Here is a 17,743-nt window from a genome sequence, read left to right as displayed (position 1 = left end):
GAGAATCTGCAACTGGAATTTCCCGGTATTCGGGGTTTTTCGACTTCAAATATTTGGCGGATGAAGACATTTTATGAAGTCTATAAAGACAATCAAAAACTCGCACCATTGGTGCGAGAAATTGGATGGGTCCAGAATAAATTGATTTTTGAAAAATGTAAAACGATGCCCAAAGAGAATATTACCTTCTAAAAACCCGGCAAATGGGTTGGTCCAAAAATGATTTGATGGAGAAAATCGGAAAAAACCATTTTGAAAACCAGGTCTTGGCTCAGAATAATTTTGGTCAGACAATTTCACTTGAGAATAAGCTTCGGGAGCCGATTTTTGAGCAAATGGAAGATTTTAGAACCGTCCTATACCGACCAAGTGCCCACCAAGTGCCGACCAAGTACCCCCTAACCTCCCCCCAACCTCCCCTCAAGTTCCCCTCAAGCTCTATGGAAGTGAAAAACCTGATAAAAGTGATTGATGGTGAGATGACTCGAAGTGAGATTCAGGATATTCTAGGATTAAAGGATATTAAAAATTTTCGAGAAAACTACCTTGAATCTGCTCAAAAAGAGGGGTTTGTAAAAATGAAGTTTGGTAAAAACCCGAATCATCCTAATCAAAAATATCTTTTAACTGAAAGAGGAGAGTTATTTAGGGAACAGTTGATTCACGCCAAGCTTGAGGGTGTAAATGAGGGTGTAAATCTAAAAATTGAGGGTGTAAATGAGGGTGTACTATTGGAGTTGCAGTTTTTGTACGACACCATAGCCAATGAAGAAGGTAAAAAAGCCGTCGAGTTAAATTCTTTGATAAAAAAGAGCTTAGCAACTACAGAGCGTTATTTGAAAATCCTCAAAGAGCATGGTTATATTGAGTTTAAAGGAGCGTCAAAAACAGGGGGGTATTTTATTAAAAAATAGATACCTTAGAATGTGATAATGTTGGATGTCGTTCCAGTAAAAGAAATGCATGATCATAGGACAAACCATAAATAACTACAAAATCCTAAAGCTATTGGGAAATGGTGGATTTGGTCAGGTTTTTCTTGCGGAGGAAAACATCACGGGAGAACTGAGGGCGATAAAAAAGCTTATCGGTTCCGAAAATAGTCAAGATGATATCATCCATGAAATAAGACAGGTATCCAAGTTAAAGCTTGCCCACACGGTGATGTATTTTCATCATTTTTGGGAAGGGGATAGTCTTCATTTTGTCATGGAGTATTGTGCCGAGGGGACATTGCATGACAAAATCAGGGCCAAATCACAAGACCCCGATCAGTTACTGCTGTGGGTAAAGCAGTTGGCACTAACCCTACAGGAAATTCATGATAAGGGAATAGTCCATAAAGACATCAAGCCTGTTAATATTCTCTTTTCAGATCAGATACCAAAGATTTCCGACTTTGGTATGGCTAATCGATATGGAGGTACCCGAAGTTACCTAAGCCCTCAAGCACTCGTGGGGATGCGAAGTACAAACGAAGATCCCCGAGAAGATGTCTACGCACTTGGGGTGGTTTTATTAGAATCGCTGTTAGGGTGGAATCCATTTTATGACAAGTCTGTGGAGGAAATAATTCGCATGCACAGGGACTTATCTTATCCCATAGAAGGCCTGCCCCTATGGCAACAAAGTATTGTTTTAAAGGCCATAAGCAGGCATCCCGAAACAAGATTTCAAACAATGCGGGATTTTGCAGAAGCATTAGCGTCCAAAGAGATACCCTTCGCCATCAGAAAGGAGGTTTTTGATGCGGGTATCATCTCAGATAAAATCAAAAATTTGATTAGAAGAAGGTCTTGGTTAAAAGCCTTAAGCTTGGTTGAATTTGGTGTCGAAAAATATCCGGACAATTTGCAGATTTTGGAAGTGGCAGGTAATTTTTACTTGGATAGGGGTAAGGTTTCTGAGGCAAATTTATGGTTTGAAAAGGCGCTTAGAGTTAATCCAAGACTTAATATTCAAAGGCAGTTGGGCGAAATACACCTCGAACAGGGCAATTATGCCAAGGCGATTTCCTTTTTGTCGGATCATATTCAGAGAAACCCCACAGATTTAGAGGCCCATAACCTGTTATTAAAATGTTTTTACTTAACCAACAGACTTGAGGCTGCTATTAAACTGAGTGGCGAACTATTAAGGGTATTTCCGAAGGATAAGTGTTTAAGTTGTAATATTGCACTTTTTTATATGCTTAATGACTATAATATCGAAGGGAAGATGTTGGATAGGTGGGGGTTTGATCAATCGGTATTTGTTAAATACAATAGGTCATTGTTTTTGGAGCCGGAATCCGTGAGAAGTTATGGCGTGAAAGGAAGGCCTGTTCTCAAATCGAAGCTGTTGTTTATGGACCGAAAATTTTTGGACATTGATCACAAAAAGTCAACGCTTAGCATCGTAGACTCTAATTTTTCGTGCTTGAAGGGCAAGACTTTTACTGACTCAATAATTAAAATTGGGAGAGATGGCTTTTATTTTAACGACATACTAATTTCCAGCTCTACGATAGTAAGCCGAAGGCATGCGGTAATCATCAACCAACCAAATGAAATATGGCTTTATGATTTGGACTCATTTTCGGGGGTGAAGGTTAACGATAAAAAGGTATATGGAAAAGTACAATTGATCGGATTAAGTAAGATACAAGTTGGAAATCATTGGGTTTTGGTGAACCCGGACGAGCGGAGGATTGTGTGAATGCCGATTTCGTTGATGATGTTATTGCAAAGTATTTCCCATCATGTTCTATTGGAAAGGCTGCACCCCAATATCAACCATCCACACCAGGCGTAAATGACGAAGGTTTGAGGGAATAAATGAGGGAATAAATGAGGGAATAATAAAGGTTATCGATGAGGGAATAAGTGAGGGATTAATCGAGGGAATAACTGAGGGGGTAAAAGAATCCATGATTCAAATTGTTTCACTGATTTTGACTGAAAAGAGCGTTAGAGCTTCTGAAATCGCTGAAAAGTTAGACAAGTCTTATAAAACATTAGAACGTCATATTTCTCTTCTCAAACAACTTGGAGTTATTGAGTATATAGGTTCAAAGAGAGCTGGAGGCTACCAAGTGTCAGAGAGATTTATGACAAAAACAGGTGGTTACTATATCAAAGAATAATAAGAGCTACAGGAAAACATGAAACTATCCATCCGCTTTTTTAATGATCAGGAGGTTCGCGCCATTTGGGATGATGCTCATTCCCAATGGAGGTTCAGTGTGTTGGATATTGTTGGGGTTTTGAATGAGGAGCCGAATTATAACAAAACCCGTAACTATTGGAAGTACCTCAAAACCAAGCTGAAGAAAGAAAACAGTCAGTTGGTTAGTGCTACTACCCAACTGAAATCAAAGTTGTTGATGGTGAAAAAAATACAAATCGAAGGCCATGGGTATTAGCGGAGCCAAGATAGCCAAATAGATAAGGGGCTGCTCGTTTTCGTAATCAGCAATATGTTAAAAGTTTCTAAATAGGCGAATTTAGGCTCACGCCGTTTGGTAATTTCCGGGAAAGCTACCCCATCCAAACATTGCTTGGATGATCGAAAAGCCGGAAATAGGGATGGAAACCAGGTGCCTAAAGGGGGGATAGTTGCGGTGGGGTGTTTTTTTCCAGCAAGTAGTCCACTTCTTTTAGAAAGGTTCGCCGCTTGGTTTCCATAAATTTCGAGTCGGCACCGGGCTCTGAAACATCAAACAAGTCTATGTATAGACTGTAGCGGTCCTTCGGCACATAGTCTGCGAGTTGCTCACTCTTGTTGGTGATCCAATAGTCCGCAAAGGCCAGGGTTTTGGCTCCGTTGAACTTTGGTTGGAGCCGTACATTTTCAGGTAAAATACCCTTGGTAAGATTTCTGAACAGGGCCCGTTTGTAGGGCTTTGGCTTAAAAAGATGGACGGGGAGGCTATAAACCAATTGCAGTAGGCGAATGTCTGCCAATGGATAGACGGTTTCCATTCCGTGCCGATTGGCGTAGGCCCCTTCAGATTCGGTTCGCAGCGTGGTGTGGGGTCGGCACATGCGCCTCTTCAGATATGCAGAGAAGGAGCGGTCAAAAGGGAATGAATTTTCTTGTAGTTGCGCATGTAGCGGGCTGCTCGGATGAAGTAGGTTTCTAGATTCCAACGTGGATTGGAATGAGGCGTTGGTGGAGCCACGGTACATTCCCACGTAATACCGGATTATGCCTTTTAGGCCGGTTAACCCGAAGGCAGCAAGGTGCTGCATCAGGCCCGTGATATTTCCCTGGGAAAGGTACTCGTGAAAGTAATTGCTTCCAGGTGCAGAGATTCCCTCATCTCCGGGGAATCCGCTGAACATGACTTCAACGCCATCCCGCTCGGCCGCCTCTTTAAATAGGGAGTCCTGCCATATGGCATCGCTGTTGGCCAGCCCGCCCATCACGTCATTTCGAGTATCTAACTCTTCGTAAATATCATTGAAGTGAAACCTGGTGATGGGGTGGTGGTTATTAATGTCCAATCCAGCGAATTGGATGATGTCGGCTTGGGTAGCTTGCTCGTCTATTCCGTTTGGAGAGTAAGTTCTCGTTTTCTCATCGAGTACAAAGGAGTAGGTATGGATGTCTCCAATTGGCATTAGCCGGGATAACAGTACGGCAATAGCCGATGAGTCCATGCCGCCACTTAACTGGCAGCCTACTTTTGATTTGCCTTGTATGCGGCATCGGATCGCTTCTTCCAAGCAGGCAAGTAGCAGTGCATGGTAATCGGCTTTCGTCTTGCATCCCGGAAGGGGAATGCGTGTTAGCTCCCAGTAGGGTTGCTCCACAAGGGTGTCCTGTGGCGATAGTTTCAAAAAATGACCTGGTTTAAGTCGGTGAATGGAACGAAAAAACGTTTCTTCTACCGGCTGCGGAAAATTTTTAAGCTCCCTTGCTACATAGGTTAAATTAATTTCTGGACTGGTTGGAAGCGCTTCTCTCAAGTCTGTGACCCTGGTCGAAAGGAAAAGCAGGTCATCATAGCGTGTGTAGAAAAGGGGACGTACCCCTAAGGGGTCTTTTGCCAAAAGGAAAGTTTGGCTGTTTTCATCTACAAGTACAAAGCTGAAATCTCCAATTAGCTGTTTCAGGCAGTCTGTTCCCCATTTTTGGTAAGCGGCTAGGATGATCGTCAGATCATTTTCGGCACCGGCCAGAGCCAGTTTGGCGACGAGCTCCCTGCGGTTGTCGATCCTTGCCCATCCAACCAATGAAAGTCCATATTCCGGGAGCAGTGCCAGGTTTTCTGTACGGAAACCCTTAAGTACGTACTGGGTACCGGAAATTGTGTGCTGATTGGTTTCCAGCCAATCCGGTACGAGGGAAAGCAGGGCCTCCTGCCCGGATAGGCCCAGGCGAATGACTCCAAAAAAACCGTTCATAAGGGGTGGGGCTTTAAGTGGTTCCGTAAACTAATGGTCACAAATGCATATCGGTCCTAAATCTAGTAAAACATTTTGCTCCTTTCGGTATCTTTTATTTAAAAGACACTTCTTTTACGAATCGCCAAGGAAAAGTTGATTGGGATAAAATTTTATAGTTTATTTAAGGATCAGATAGTTGTTTCTAATTAAACCCAAATAACGTGAACGAAAGAAGGTCTTTTCTAAAAAAATCCGCACTTGGTACTGCGGGAATATCTATAGGGGCGCTCGGTTTTAGTGCCAAGTCCTACGCATCCATCGTGGGGGCCAACGACCGCATGCGTATCGCCGTCTGCGGACTCAACGGAAGAGGGAAGTCCCACATCGGTGGATTTACTGCCCTGGATGACGTAGAGATTGCTTACCTCGTGGATCCGGATAGCCGGGTGCTGGCCGAACGCCTACAAGGCCTTAGGGACGGTGGCGGCGTGCATTCCCGTGCGCAAGGACAGGCAGACGTACGAAGGGTGCTGGAGGATAAAAACATCGATGCCATCACCGTCGCTACGCCCAATCACTGGCATTCACTCATGGTAATATGGGCCGCACAGGCCGGAAAGCACTGTTATGTGGAAAAGCCGGCAAGTCACGACGTGTACGAAGGGCGCGTGGCATTGGCTGCTGCGCAAAAATACGGGGTGGTCATTCAGCATGGCGCTCAGCGGCGAAGCGAAGCCCGATGGGCGAATCAAATCAGTGATATCCGATCGGGCAAATACGGCAAAATGCTGGTTTCGCATGGCTTTGCTTGTAAACCAAGGGCAGGAATCGGGCACAAGCCCTATACGACTGTACCCTCCAACCTGGATTGGAATCTGTGGAAGGGACCGGCAGTGATCGACCAGTTTCATGAAAATCTCGTGCATTACAACTGGCATTGGAACTGGCAGGTCGGCAACGGCGAGCTGAACAATCAAGGAACACATCAGCTGGATGTGGCTTATTGGGCCTTGGATCCGGAAGTGGCCAACACGCATCCCAAGAGGGTGATGGCCATGGGGGGACGTTTTTCGTGGGATGATCAGGGGGAAACACCCAATACCATGTTTGCCATTGCCGAGTTTGCCAATGGGCAGCAGGTCTTTTTTAATGTAAGAAATGTCAATCACGAAGGTTATGTGCAGGAAGTGACCAATAGGTTTTATTTTGAGGATGGTGGAAAACTCATAGATGGGGAATACCACTCCCATAATGGCAGCCAACCCAGAAATGTACCGATTACGGAAGTGAAAATTACGCCTGGAGGCCCCTATGGTAGCTTTGTAGCTGCTTGTAAGGCGGGTGACCCGATGATGGCAAACGGGAATATGTATGATGCGCATTATAGCTGCACCTTGGGTCATTTGATGAATATATCTTATAGACTGGGAGAAAAAGTGCCGTTTAACGCAAAAGCAGGGCGCTTTGGTGACAATCCGCTCGCCTATGAAGAGTTTATGAAAATACATGCCATTGCGAGAGATGGCATGGGGGTACTGGAAGATAAAGCAGACTATATCGTAGGGCCTTGGCTGGAATTTGATGGAGAGGCCGAGCATTTTGTAGGAGACCATTCCGTAGAGGCTAACCGCTTGCTTTACGATCCGCGAAATGCCGAATTTGATATTCCTTCGCCGAAGTCGGTTTGATAATATCGGTTTGATTTTGCGAATAGCACAGCTGACGGCGTATTTCTCCAAGTTCATTCTGGAGGAGTATGCCGTCTACCGTTTCCGTTTGAGGCATGCGGGTCAAATTGAGTAAAAAGTATCTTTTATAATTTAAATAAATGTTAAAAAGTACAGTGGAAGGTAATTAATCAATCAAAATATTTTTGCTTTTGATATTATTTTTTTAGTTTTAAGAGGTTGTTTTTCTGACGTTATATGGTTTGAACCGATTAAGAACCACTTCCGGATTTCATTGTTTGGTCTTGCTGTCCTCGTTTTATGGGAGGTTCTGTACTTCCATGAAATATCAATGGAACCGGGAATTGGCTCGTCGTGACATTTTGTCGAATGGCTTCGGAAAGAACATCCATGTTAGTGGAACACATAAAAAATAAATAAGGTATGACACCATTCCGGTTTGTGGTTGCTTTTTTTGTGGTGTCCATCATTGGTTTTGCACTGATTCCCCAATTGTCCGTGGATTTGAACCCGAGGGAACGCGAACCGGTACTGAATATTTCTTTTTCAGTGCGTGATGCCTCCCCCGAGTTAGTCGAAAAGTTGGGAACCTCACCCCTGGAGGGGGTATTCAGCCAACTCACAGAACTTAAGAAGATTAATTCCATATCGGAATACAACCGAGGCTCTATCACGTTGCGCTTTGACAAACACACCGACATGGAGTACAAGCAGTTTGAGGTAGCCTCCCTGATTCGCCAGGTGTACCCCTCCATGGATACCAAAGTTTCCTACCCAAATGTGACCCAATCTGCGCAACGGAATGTCAATGAAAGGTCTCCCATCCTTACGTTTAGCATCAACGGTCCCTTTGCTTCCTTTGAGATCAAGAAGATCACCGAAGATGTGCTGAAATCATCCCTAAATCGCATTGAGGAGATTGAAGAGATTTCCGTGCGCGGCGCGAGCGACCTTAGTTTATTTATAGTATACGACATTAAGAAGCTTCAGGCATTGAAGATCAACAGAAATGCGCTGGCTTCCAGAATCCGAAATGCTTTTGGACTTCAATATCCCGGTTTGGTGATCAATGCGTCTGGCGAATCACTGTTTTTGACGGTGGACCGGTCTCTGACGGCACTGGAACAGCTCCAAAACCTACATTTGGGGACGCTGGAGGGTAAGGATCTGTACTTGAGCGACGTGGCAACCCTGTCGCTGCAGGAGGAGGAAGCGACCAATTACTACCGAATCAATGGGAATAACTCGGTAACCATGACCATCTTTTCGAGAGACGGCGTGAACAAGGTACTGCTAGCCCAGCGCATCAAGGAGGTAGTCAGCGGGCAGGCTGGCCTGCTTCCTTCCGGTTTTGACGTTCGCTTGGAAAATGACAACACAGAATATTTGGCCAAGGAGCTCAAGAAAATCTACAAGCGGTCCGGACTCTCCATTTTGATTCTGGTGGTCTTTATTTTTTTGGTAAACCGAAACATCCGGTACCTGACTACGCTGTTTTTGGGGATTCTTGTAAACCTCAGCCTTACGGTGATTATTCTGTATTTGCTTCGGGTCGACATTCACCTTTACTCATTGGCAGGATTGACGATTTCCTTCGGGCTAATTGTGGACAATATGATCATTATGATGGATCATCTTCACAAACACCGAAACCGCAAGGTATTTTTGGCATTGTTGGCAGCTTCCCTGACCACCATTGCGGCCTTACTGATGGTGTTCCTGCTTCCGGAGGAAGATCGGAAGAACCTCGGGGAGTTTTCGGTAGTGGTAGCAGTCATGTTGGGCGTGTCGCTAATGGTAGCGCTGGGTTTCACACCGTCCTTATATCAGTTGCTATTTGGGAAAAAGCGCCAGTCAGGCAGGAAGCTGTCCGTTGCGGCACTTCGGAGAAGGGTTCGTGCATTTTTGCATTTGGAACGCACCATTGCATTTACGGCCAATTACCGTAAAACCTTTGTTTTTTTGCTGATACTCCTTTTTGGTCTGCCGGTTTTTTATCTGCCATCCCGGTGGGAGGGGCAGGAGTGGTATAACAAGAGTATTGGCAGCACCTATTACCAAGAGGAAGTTAGGCCTTGGGTAGACAAGGCACTGGGAGGCTCTATTCGGATGTTTGTACGAGGGGTTTTCGAGAAATCCCAGTACCGCGAGCCGGAGCGCACCAGGCTATATGTCAATGCTGCATTGCCCTTTGGCAATACGCTGGAGCAAATGGACTACATTATCCGGGAATTTGAAGCGTATCTAAAAGGGGTAGAAGGGGTGGATAAATTTGTAACGACCGTTTCCTCCGGTCAAAATGCCCGCATTGAAATCACCTTTAAAGAAGCCTATGAGCGCTCCGCATTGCCCTATCAGCTTAAAGGCAAACTGGCCATGAAGTCAACCGACTGGAGCGGCGTTAGGTGGAACATTTACGGGGTTGGACAGGGGTTTTTTACCGGTCCCGGAGGGGAGGGGATACCTTCTTTTCGGGTGGAGATGCGGGGCTATAACTTCGATGAGCTGGAGCGGCAGGCCGAAAAGCTGGCGGAGCAGCTGCTGGCGCACCGGCGGATTCAAGAGGTTAACACGAATGAGCGGCTGAGTTACAACGAACGTAAAACAGAAGAATATGTGCTGCGTTTTGACCAAGATCGAATGAGTCTGGGAGGCGCTGACATGTACCGGATAGTGAGTGCGCTGGACGACGTAGCCAAGCCCCAATCGGCCTCCTTGTTTGTAAACGTGGATAATCGTCGCTATGGAGTTTACTTGAAGGAAAGGGGTTCGGATGCGTTTTCACGATTTGACCTGGAGAATACCAGTTTGATTTCGGGAGAGGACGAGATTTTTAGGGTAGGGAGTTTCGGTACGCTAAATAAGGAAACCACCACCAGTTCGCTCCATAAGGAGAACCGGCAGTATATTCGGTTGGTATCCTTTGAGTATATGGGGTCGGCCAAGTTTGGTGGAGAGTATTTGGATGAGGTGTTGAATGAACTGAAAACGACCTTGCCCTTGGGCTATACCGCAACAAAGCAAACGTATAGCTGGGATTACAGCAAGGCTAAGCGACAGTATGGGCTTTTAGCGGTATTGGTGTTAGGGATATTCTTTATCTGTTCGGTGTTATTTGAGAATTTTAAGCAACCTCTGGTGATTATTTTTATCATTCCGATTTCATTTATCGGTCTGTTCCTGATTTTCTCCCTGTTTGATTTTTACTTCGATCAAGGCGGTTATGCGGCGTTTGTCATGTTGGGAGGTTTGGCAGTTAATGCAGCTATTTTTATCGTCAATGATTTGAATAACAGGAAGGGGGGTGTGTATAACCGAAATTTACTGAAGGCTGTGGCCGGAAAGGCAACTCCTATCCTGTTAACCGTTATGTCCACTTGTTTCGGCTTGATCCCTTTTATTATGGAAGGGCAAAGTGAAGTTTTTTGGTTTTCCCTTGCGATTGGAACCATAGGGGGGTTGTTGTTCAGTATGATTGGGGTTTTCTGGGCTCTTCCCGTATTCCTTTGGCAAAATAATAGGTACAAAGCTTTACCTTCGCAGCGCAAACATACCCAGAAAGCACCTAATCCATGACTAAGACATTTTCTGCATTTCTAATGATAGCCGGCATGGTGTTTGGCTGTACCTCTTCTATAGAGCAGCGTGAATACGGGCCAAACGCCAAGCTTACGCTAGAACTGGTGGATAGCATCGTGGTGCAAGAGCTCCAACCCTTGGCAACGGATGACTACTCTCCGGAAGCCGGGTACTTTCTGATGCGTGGGCTTAGGTCCCGTAAACCCTATTTGGTAGACGAAAAGGGGACGATTTTGCAGGTTTTTGATGTGCTGCATGACGGACCGAACGGACTGGGCGTCAATGGGGCCTTTGGGTACCGGCTCTTAGGCAGAGACCGGTGGATCGCGGAAGGGACGTTCAACGGGTACCATGTGTATGATTTGGCTGGGAAAAAGCAATTCCAACTGCCTTCTTTGCAAAAGGGGATGTTTGGCATGTCGGTTTATCACTATCAGACCAATTTCCATCCCTATGTGAAAGGGGGTAAAGACTACATGGTGGGAAGGGAATTTAACCTGGTGAATTCGCAAGAATTAAACCCGGAAGAAATAGGCGCTGCCTACTACGATTCGGCAAATATACTGTTCAGGTATAACTTGGCCGATTCTACGCATCAACTGCTGGAAACCTATCCAAAGGGATGGACTCCGAGAATCGAGGGTTCCTTCGTCGGGTCAGGAGTGATTATGGCATTCCATCCGGGGAAGCAGGAAATGGCGGTATTGCCAGTAAAGGGGAATCAGCTTTTTGTCTACGATTTTTCGGGGGAACAGCCTATCCTGAGAGATACGATCGAGCTATTCCATAAAGACCGTCCCTTACAAGTTCCGGTCGTCAAGTTTTCCGAGGAGGATCAGTTTTCCGATTATCCGTCATTTTTTGACCTTCGGTATGCAGGGGATGATCTGGTAGCCGTATTTTCCACCAAAATCCCGACGGATATCATTCGTCAACTTCGGGCTGGATCGGAGCAATATTTCAATACCCCCGAGTACAAGGAGGCGAGGGCTATGTACAGCAAAATGCGGTGGATATGGGTTAGTGGAGGAAAGCAGATAGGCGTGTTGGATGAACTTCCCAGATCTGGGCATTTGGACTTTGCTGATACAAATGGGCATGTCTATCTCAATGACAACGCTGATCCGGAGGTGGAGCGAAGCTATAATGTGTTTTATAGGTATAGGTTGAAGCGCTGAAAGGGGGGTGTAAAAACACCCAAAATAGCTGAAGGCTTCTTTATTCCTTTGATAGGTGGTTTGTTTTGTAACTTCAACATGAAAGAACAGAAAAAAAATTAATGTTTGTTTTATTTGAATTTATAGGAATTATATTTTGATTAGTTTTTACTGTCGATTGGTTTTTCTGAGTTTAGAAAAATTTCATATTTTTAATACTTATCCGTATTTGTTAACTAATCGTTAATTAATAAATGTTTTTGTTGATTAATTTGCAATGGATAGATCCCCGCCATACATTTGTGTCATACTTACGTAAGTCGTTCAATTACCTGCCCAAAGTAATTAACCTCAATCGATGATTTGCCGGTAACCTGCCGGAGCAGAGGTTTAACATTTGTTTTACAAACCTTCTAAAATTTAACACCATGAGATTAATTATTGCAACCATTGTCGCCCTTAGCGTCACATTCAGTTCCTTTGCCGGGACACAAGCAGGGACACCTGACCCCGTAGTTACGCTTAAGAAAGTTGGATCCAACAAGTATCAGTTGAAATACCTATCTGTGCCAGAAGGCAAAGTGGTCGTTTCGATTAAAAATCAGCAAAACGTGACCATCTACAAGGACGTTATCGAAGCCGAAAAGGTGTTTTTCCGTAACTATGATTTGGGCAAGTTGGATTTGGGTACCTACAGCATCCAAGTAATGGATGCAAATTTGGGTAAGTTGGAGGATTTCCAGGTTTCTTTAGTTCGGGAGCCACAGGCGCCGGGATTCTTGGCTGACACAAGGCTTATCAGCGACACTACCATCGCTTTGTTGGTGAACAATCTGGATAAAAAGGAAAAGACGATCCGAATTTATGAAGGATCTGAGTTGATCCATCAAGAGCGGTTTTCAGAGGCAACTTTCGGAAAGAAGTTCAACTTCAAGCACCTGAGAACGTTGAAAAATGTCTCGTTTGAGATCGTGGACGAAACAGGATTTGGCAAGTTTTTGTCTGTCAGATAAAACACATTCACTTTACCACTTACAACCACTACGAAAAAAAGGCCGCTTCCGATAGGAGGTGGCCTTTTTTGAATTTAATGCGGTGTCAAGTTGTTTTATTTCCATGCATCTATTATTTATCAAACACATGGTTTGCCCCCGCTGTGTACGTGCCGTGGAGGAGGTATTTAATCGTAATGGCATAGCCTATTTAGAAGTACTACTTGGTCGGGTTAGGACAAAAGATCCATTGTCATCCGAAAAGGTAACGATCATTGAGAATGAGTTGCGCCATTTGGGATTTGAGCTGCTGAAGTCGAGGGATGCCCAGCGGATCGAGTCGGTAAAAAATGCCTTGATCAAGTTGGTACACGAGGGGGATATCCCGCCGTCTTTTTCTCTGTCGGGGTATTTGGGTGGCTGCCTTGCAGAAAATTATACGGTGCTGAGCCATCTTTTCAGTGGGTTGGAGGGTATTACGATAGAGAAGTATTTTATTCAGCTAAAAGTTGAAAAAGTAAAGGAATGGCTTAGCTACGATGAGACTACCTTGAGCGAGGCCTCCTATCGTCTTGGTTACAGCAGTGTTCAACACCTTTCCGCGCAGTTTACAAAAGTTACCGGTTTGACCCCCTCTAAATATAAAAAGCTATCGTTCAAGCCCCGGGTTGGCTTGGATAACCTTTCAAGCCCCACTTTTGTACAAGGGCTAAAATAGCCGGATGCCCAGTGAAAGGATTAGTTGATTTTGCCGCTGATCAGTCGCAAAACCGGCAATGCTTGAAGCCTGTTTGCCCAGTGGGCCTTCGTATTTGAAGTCCAGGATCATGTTAGCGATATCTACCCCTATACCCGCCTGATAGCCCATTGTAGCCCGATTATAATCCGGCATGGGCACGGTAGCGTTGTTCGTGTCTACTTCCGAACTGATTAAAAAGCTCAAGGCTGGGCCTGCCTGAATGCGGAAGAACCTGGCCAATTTGAACCCGAAAAGGACTGGGACATCTATTCGGTTGAAGGAAACTGAATAGTTTACTTGCGTTTGATTCTGCGAACTCTGAATTTCGCCACCGGTATTGGTGTAAAGTATTTCAGGTTGAAGGAAGATGGAATTCCCCCCCAATCTGGCAAATAGCCCTAGGTGATAGCCCAATTTGCTGTCACCCGTTGAAAATCCGTTGCCATTGACGCTGATATCTGCTTGAGATATGCCCAGCTTAGGGCCAATGGAGAATTCCTGAGCCTGCGTTTGGACGATGCTTACTGCAATCAGGCATCCGATCAACATTCCGATAAATGAGGTTTTTGTGGTCATCCTTTGATGGGTTTTAATTCCAAGGTACGTTCTTTTCTCAACCATAATCAACGAAAAGACTAGGGTAATTTAGTATGTATTTCATTTTAAAGTTACGATGTTAGATCGTAAAACGAAAACCAGGCACCTTGTCTAGCGTTTGATCGAATTTGACAACGTTATTTTTGGCCAAATTGATAAAAAACGTGCACAAACTATCTTATGCCTTGTATTTTAAACAATAAAGCAATAATTTGTGCTCCAACTTTGATATAAGTTCAAAATAAGACAAACGGGAATATTTTGACATAAAATATCAAAAAGTGGCAAAACAAATGGTTGAAAGAGTATACTAGCTGAAATATTTTTCCGTTAGTATGGGTTGACTAGCGATAAAACCTGCCGTTTTTGAGTGAATGATCGAAAAGGAATTTGAAAGGAGACTTTGCGGACTACGGGTGTGTTTTTGTCTAATCTATTCAAACTTTGGCGATCTTTTGCGGTTCTTTCTTCATGTGCAGGCTGCGTATAGAAGATCCATTGAGAGGTAAATTGTTTCATTAACGCATAAACAGAACAAAATTAGTCCATGATAGAAGTAATTAAATACCCAAGCGTTTTAGAGAGCAGCAACCTGGAACTGAGAAATGTTGCGAGGGATTTAGTCTCAGGGTTGAAGATATACCACGATAATGTGGGGTACTTGGTGGGTGAGTTGGCCCTTTCAGAGGGTACCTCACCTCACAGAAATATCAACAGTTCTCCGGAGGAAGTGGATTATCGGATATTTTTGAAGGCAGCCCTCCTCTTGGCATCCCAGAAGCTAGGCAGCCCAATCACAGTGACCACGGGATTTCCGTTTTCTACTTTTCAGGTTTTTAAAGAAAGTGCATACCGGTTGTTGGAAAACGAGCACATCATTGAGTTTGATACGCAGACCTTTGGGGGAGGCGGACGCAAAAAAATGGCGGTTGAAGTGGATAGGGTGGCCATTGTCCCCGAGGTAGTTGGCGCCAGTATGGCTGTCAGACAGATTGTGCCCAATGCGCCGCGTAACTTTTTCATGATCAGTCTCGGATATGGCACGATGGAGGCCATTCTCAGCACGGAGGGCGGGCTGGTGCAGCGTTCCAGTGTGTCTACGTTCGGGCTTCGTTACGCCGTAAACCTGATCACTCGGGAACTACAGAAGGACAATTACTTGGATTTGAAAACTGAGCATCAGATAGATCAGAATTTCAGTCAGGGAACGATAATCCTTAACAGAAAGCGAATTGATCTCAGAGATCTTCGAAAGCAGGTTATCGAGCAATACTACAAAGATGTTATTTCTCCTTCTATTCGTAAGGCCTTTACAGATCGGGATTTTGCCAAATCAGAGGACTTGTATCTAGCTGGTGGTGGAGCAAATTATACCGAATTGGTAAATTTATTCAAAGAGGAGTTTGATGGGTTGTTGAACATTCACGTCCCAGAAAATCCAGAGCAGCTTGCCTCCATCGGTTATTGTTATAACAGTCTAGCCATCAATGGAGGTGCTAAAGACAAGGCTGTTGGAGTTGACCTTGGAAACAGTTCTACCATTATTACTACCTTTAAACAAGAATCAGAAGACTAAAAGCTTATGAAATTTAAATCCAACAAGCAGCAGGAGGAGTCGGCGAATGTAAGTAAGGTTACGGTTTTGTCGTTGGGATTTGAACTTACAGGAGATATTATATCCAGAAGTGATATACGTGCGGACGGGATTTTAGTAGGGAGTATCCGAACAGATAAGAAGGTGGTTGTGGGGGAAAAGGCTTCGATCACCGGAGACATCATCGCCGCTGAAATCAGTATCAGTGGCGAAATAGTCGGTGACCTCTATATCACAGGCGAAACGACCATTTATTCGATGGCTTCTGTTTCAGGGAATATTACGACGCAGGAGATTTTGATTCAAAAGGGTGCTAAGGTTGACAGCACCATCAAGACTGTTAGCAAAGAGCTAGTAGAAGCCGCTTCCAAGAACAGTAAGGTAAAAGCAGTCAGTAGAGAGGAACTTTACTCTATTATGGAGGAGCGCAAATCACAGCCCAAGAAAGCCGAAAAGGTAGACAAAGTGAAGGAGGAGATAAAAGAAGAAAAGACAGACTTGTCAGACGATTTTACCCGCAATTTTCCGCGAACCTGGTAGCTGAAACCGTAAGTCGATTAGATACCAAAAAGGCTGTCTCATGTTATTTGGGACAGCCTTTTTGGTTCTTAGCGGTTAATTTATCCGCCTTCTCCGGGTTCCCCGAAGATCCCTACCATATTCATCAGCACCAGTATAATCACGATGGGACAGATCCATTTGATGAAAAATATCCAAGCCTGCTTTGGAAATCCTTCAAAGACGGGCGCTCCCTTGGAAAGTTCATCGGCATAGGATTTTATTTTTTTCACCCAGCCAGTGTAGAGACTCAGCATCAGACAGATGATTACCACGGCCATGGTTCCGAAGAAGAAGTCCATCATATCGAAGAATCCGGCGAGGGGCCTGCCGAAGAAGCTGAAGGAAAGCTTTTGAAAAAAATTGCCATCAACAGCTGAGAGGGCAGAGGGAATTGACAAGAGCATCGCTCCTAAACCGATCGTCCAAGTAGCTTTTTTTCGCGACCATTTTCGCTCGTCTATAAAGTAGGCGACCGGCACTTCCAGCATGGAAATGCTTGAGGTGAGGGCAGCTACGAACAGCAGGACAAAGAACATCGCCCCGATGACATTTCCAAATGGGTCAATTTGGTCAAACACCCTTGGAAGCACATTAAACACCAGCGCGGGACCACCGTCTGGACTCTCTCCCGGAAGGAGCGCAAATAGCGCAGGAAAAATCATCAGACCACCCATAAGTGCCACCATGGTGTCCATACCTGCAATCCAACCGGAAGATTGAATTACATTGGAATCCTTTGGGAGGTAAGAGCCAAATGTAATCATCAGTCCCCACCCGACCGACATGCTGAAAAAAGCCTGCCCAAGCGCTGATAAAACCACTCTTCCATTAATTTTTGAAAAGTCCGGGGACAGGTAATAGTCAATCCCTGCGCCAGCCCCCGGAAGGGTGACGGATCTTGCGGCTATCAGCAGGATGATCAGAAATAGGATCGGCATCAGAAATTTTGCCGCTTTTTCTATCCCTCCAGATATACCACCAAGGACTATGATAATCGTCGCAAGGATAAAAACCATACAAAGCGGAATTACCAGATAGGGGGTCTGTACAAAGTCCGCAAAATTGATAGGGATGTTGATCAGTTCTGTAAAAATATAGCCGATCGTCCAACCTGCGATTACCGAGTAGTAGCTAAGTACAGCAAAACAAACCACCACGCAAAGCACGCCGGCACTTTGCCAAAAGCGGTTACCACCTGTTACCCGAATGGCACCGACAGGGTTTTTTTTAGACTTTCTACCTAATGCGATTTCATTTAGCAGAAGGGGTAGGCCAATAAGTAGGACGCAGATAATGTAGACGAGTACAAATGCCCCACCACCATTCTGTCCGGTGATGTAAGGGAATCGCCAAATATTTCCCAATCCTACAGCTGAGCCTCCCGCGGCCATAATGAAGCCGAAATTGGAACCCCATTGCCCTCTTTTTGGTACGTTGGTTGCTTTTTGCATCATGTTTTGGTGG

15 protein-coding genes are annotated in these 17,743 nt (G+C 44.8%); 12 read left to right on the top strand and 3 right to left on the bottom strand.

Annotation, left to right across the window (positions count from 1 at the left end; translation table 11 throughout):
- Positions 1 to 6 precede the first annotated feature (6 nt).
- The 5 genes from IAQ59_RS22720 (at position 7) to IAQ59_RS04480 (ending at position 3,403) form a co-directional block, all read left to right on the top strand.
- Entirely contained in the window at positions 7 to 192 is a 186-nt protein-coding gene (locus tag IAQ59_RS22720) for a DUF1016 N-terminal domain-containing protein (protein ID WP_209329791.1), read from the top strand.
- An 11-nt stretch (positions 193 to 203) separates the two neighbouring features.
- Positions 204 to 914: a Fic family protein gene (locus IAQ59_RS04495; protein WP_209329594.1), complete on the top strand. Its 711-nt coding sequence runs from the start codon at positions 204 to 206 to the stop codon at positions 912 to 914.
- Between the two features lie 49 nt (positions 915 to 963).
- Positions 964 to 2,697: an FHA domain-containing serine/threonine-protein kinase gene (locus IAQ59_RS04490; RefSeq protein WP_209329593.1), complete on the top strand. Its 1,734-nt coding sequence runs from the start codon at positions 964 to 966 to the stop codon at positions 2,695 to 2,697.
- Between the two features lie 211 nt (positions 2,698 to 2,908).
- Positions 2,909 to 3,124, top strand: coding sequence for an HTH domain-containing protein (locus IAQ59_RS04485; protein WP_209329592.1), 216 nt, complete (start codon positions 2,909 to 2,911; stop codon positions 3,122 to 3,124).
- An 18-nt stretch (positions 3,125 to 3,142) separates the two neighbouring features.
- Entirely contained in the window at positions 3,143 to 3,403 is a 261-nt protein-coding gene (locus tag IAQ59_RS04480; protein WP_209329591.1) for a hypothetical protein, read from the top strand.
- Positions 3,404 to 3,581: 178 nt separating this feature from the next.
- Here the strand turns inward: IAQ59_RS04480 and IAQ59_RS04475 are convergent, their stop codons facing one another.
- Positions 3,582 to 5,390 carry an asparagine synthetase B family protein gene (locus IAQ59_RS04475; RefSeq protein WP_209329590.1) on the bottom strand — a complete coding sequence of 603 codons (1,809 nt, stop codon included), beginning with the start codon at positions 5,388 to 5,390 and terminating at the stop codon, positions 3,582 to 3,584.
- 203 nt (positions 5,391 to 5,593) lie between these two features.
- On the opposite strand from IAQ59_RS04475, the gene IAQ59_RS04470 reads away from it, so the two are divergent.
- The 5 genes from IAQ59_RS04470 to IAQ59_RS04450 all read left to right on the top strand — a co-directional run bounded on the left by IAQ59_RS04470 (position 5,594) and on the right by IAQ59_RS04450 (position 13,506).
- On the top strand, positions 5,594 to 7,060 hold the full coding sequence (locus IAQ59_RS04470) for a Gfo/Idh/MocA family protein (protein WP_342450682.1): 1,467 nt from the start codon (positions 5,594 to 5,596) through the stop codon (positions 7,058 to 7,060).
- Between the two features lie 423 nt (positions 7,061 to 7,483).
- A complete protein-coding gene (locus tag IAQ59_RS04465; RefSeq protein ID WP_209329589.1) occupies positions 7,484 to 10,636 on the top strand; it encodes an efflux RND transporter permease subunit in 3,153 nt (1,050 codons plus the stop codon).
- Positions 10,633 to 11,817 carry a hypothetical protein gene (locus IAQ59_RS04460; RefSeq protein WP_209329588.1) on the top strand — a complete coding sequence of 395 codons (1,185 nt, stop codon included), beginning with the start codon at positions 10,633 to 10,635 and terminating at the stop codon, positions 11,815 to 11,817. The genes IAQ59_RS04465 and IAQ59_RS04460 overlap by 4 nt, the downstream gene beginning before the upstream one ends.
- A 407-nt stretch (positions 11,818 to 12,224) precedes the next feature.
- Entirely contained in the window at positions 12,225 to 12,809 is a 585-nt protein-coding gene (locus IAQ59_RS04455) for a hypothetical protein (protein ID WP_209329587.1), read from the top strand.
- Positions 12,810 to 12,912: 103 nt separating this feature from the next.
- Positions 12,913 to 13,506 (top strand): helix-turn-helix domain-containing protein, encoded by a 594-nt coding sequence (locus tag IAQ59_RS04450; protein ID WP_209329586.1) that lies wholly within the window; start codon positions 12,913 to 12,915, stop codon positions 13,504 to 13,506.
- Here the strand turns inward: IAQ59_RS04450 and IAQ59_RS04445 are convergent.
- On the bottom strand, positions 13,498 to 14,076 hold the full coding sequence (locus tag IAQ59_RS04445; RefSeq protein ID WP_209329789.1) for a porin family protein: 579 nt from the start codon (positions 14,074 to 14,076) through the stop codon (positions 13,498 to 13,500). The genes IAQ59_RS04450 and IAQ59_RS04445 overlap by 9 nt on opposite strands.
- A 595-nt stretch (positions 14,077 to 14,671) precedes the next feature.
- Between IAQ59_RS04445 and IAQ59_RS04440 the strand changes: the two genes are divergently transcribed.
- Together IAQ59_RS04440 and IAQ59_RS04435 are read left to right on the top strand one after the other, a co-directional pair.
- Positions 14,672 to 15,700, top strand: a complete 1,029-nt coding sequence (locus tag IAQ59_RS04440) for a ParM/StbA family protein (protein WP_209329585.1) — start codon at positions 14,672 to 14,674, stop codon at positions 15,698 to 15,700.
- A gap of 6 nt (positions 15,701 to 15,706) precedes the next feature.
- Positions 15,707 to 16,258 carry a bactofilin family protein gene (locus tag IAQ59_RS04435; protein WP_209329584.1) on the top strand — a complete coding sequence of 184 codons (552 nt, stop codon included), beginning with the start codon at positions 15,707 to 15,709 and terminating at the stop codon, positions 16,256 to 16,258.
- Positions 16,259 to 16,338: 80 nt separating this feature from the next.
- On the opposite strand, the gene IAQ59_RS04430 is transcribed toward IAQ59_RS04435, so the two are convergent.
- Positions 16,339 to 17,730 carry a sodium-dependent transporter gene (locus IAQ59_RS04430; RefSeq protein ID WP_209329788.1) on the bottom strand — a complete coding sequence of 464 codons (1,392 nt, stop codon included), beginning with the start codon at positions 17,728 to 17,730 and terminating at the stop codon, positions 16,339 to 16,341.
- Positions 17,731 to 17,743 lie beyond the last annotated feature (13 nt).

The organism is Lunatimonas salinarum, assembly GCF_017811155.1.
In the GTDB taxonomy this organism is placed as follows: domain Bacteria; phylum Bacteroidota; class Bacteroidia; order Cytophagales; family Cyclobacteriaceae; genus Lunatimonas; species Lunatimonas salinarum.
The sequence above is the reverse complement of the archived record's forward strand: the minus strand, read 5'-3'. Positions and strand labels throughout refer to the sequence as shown.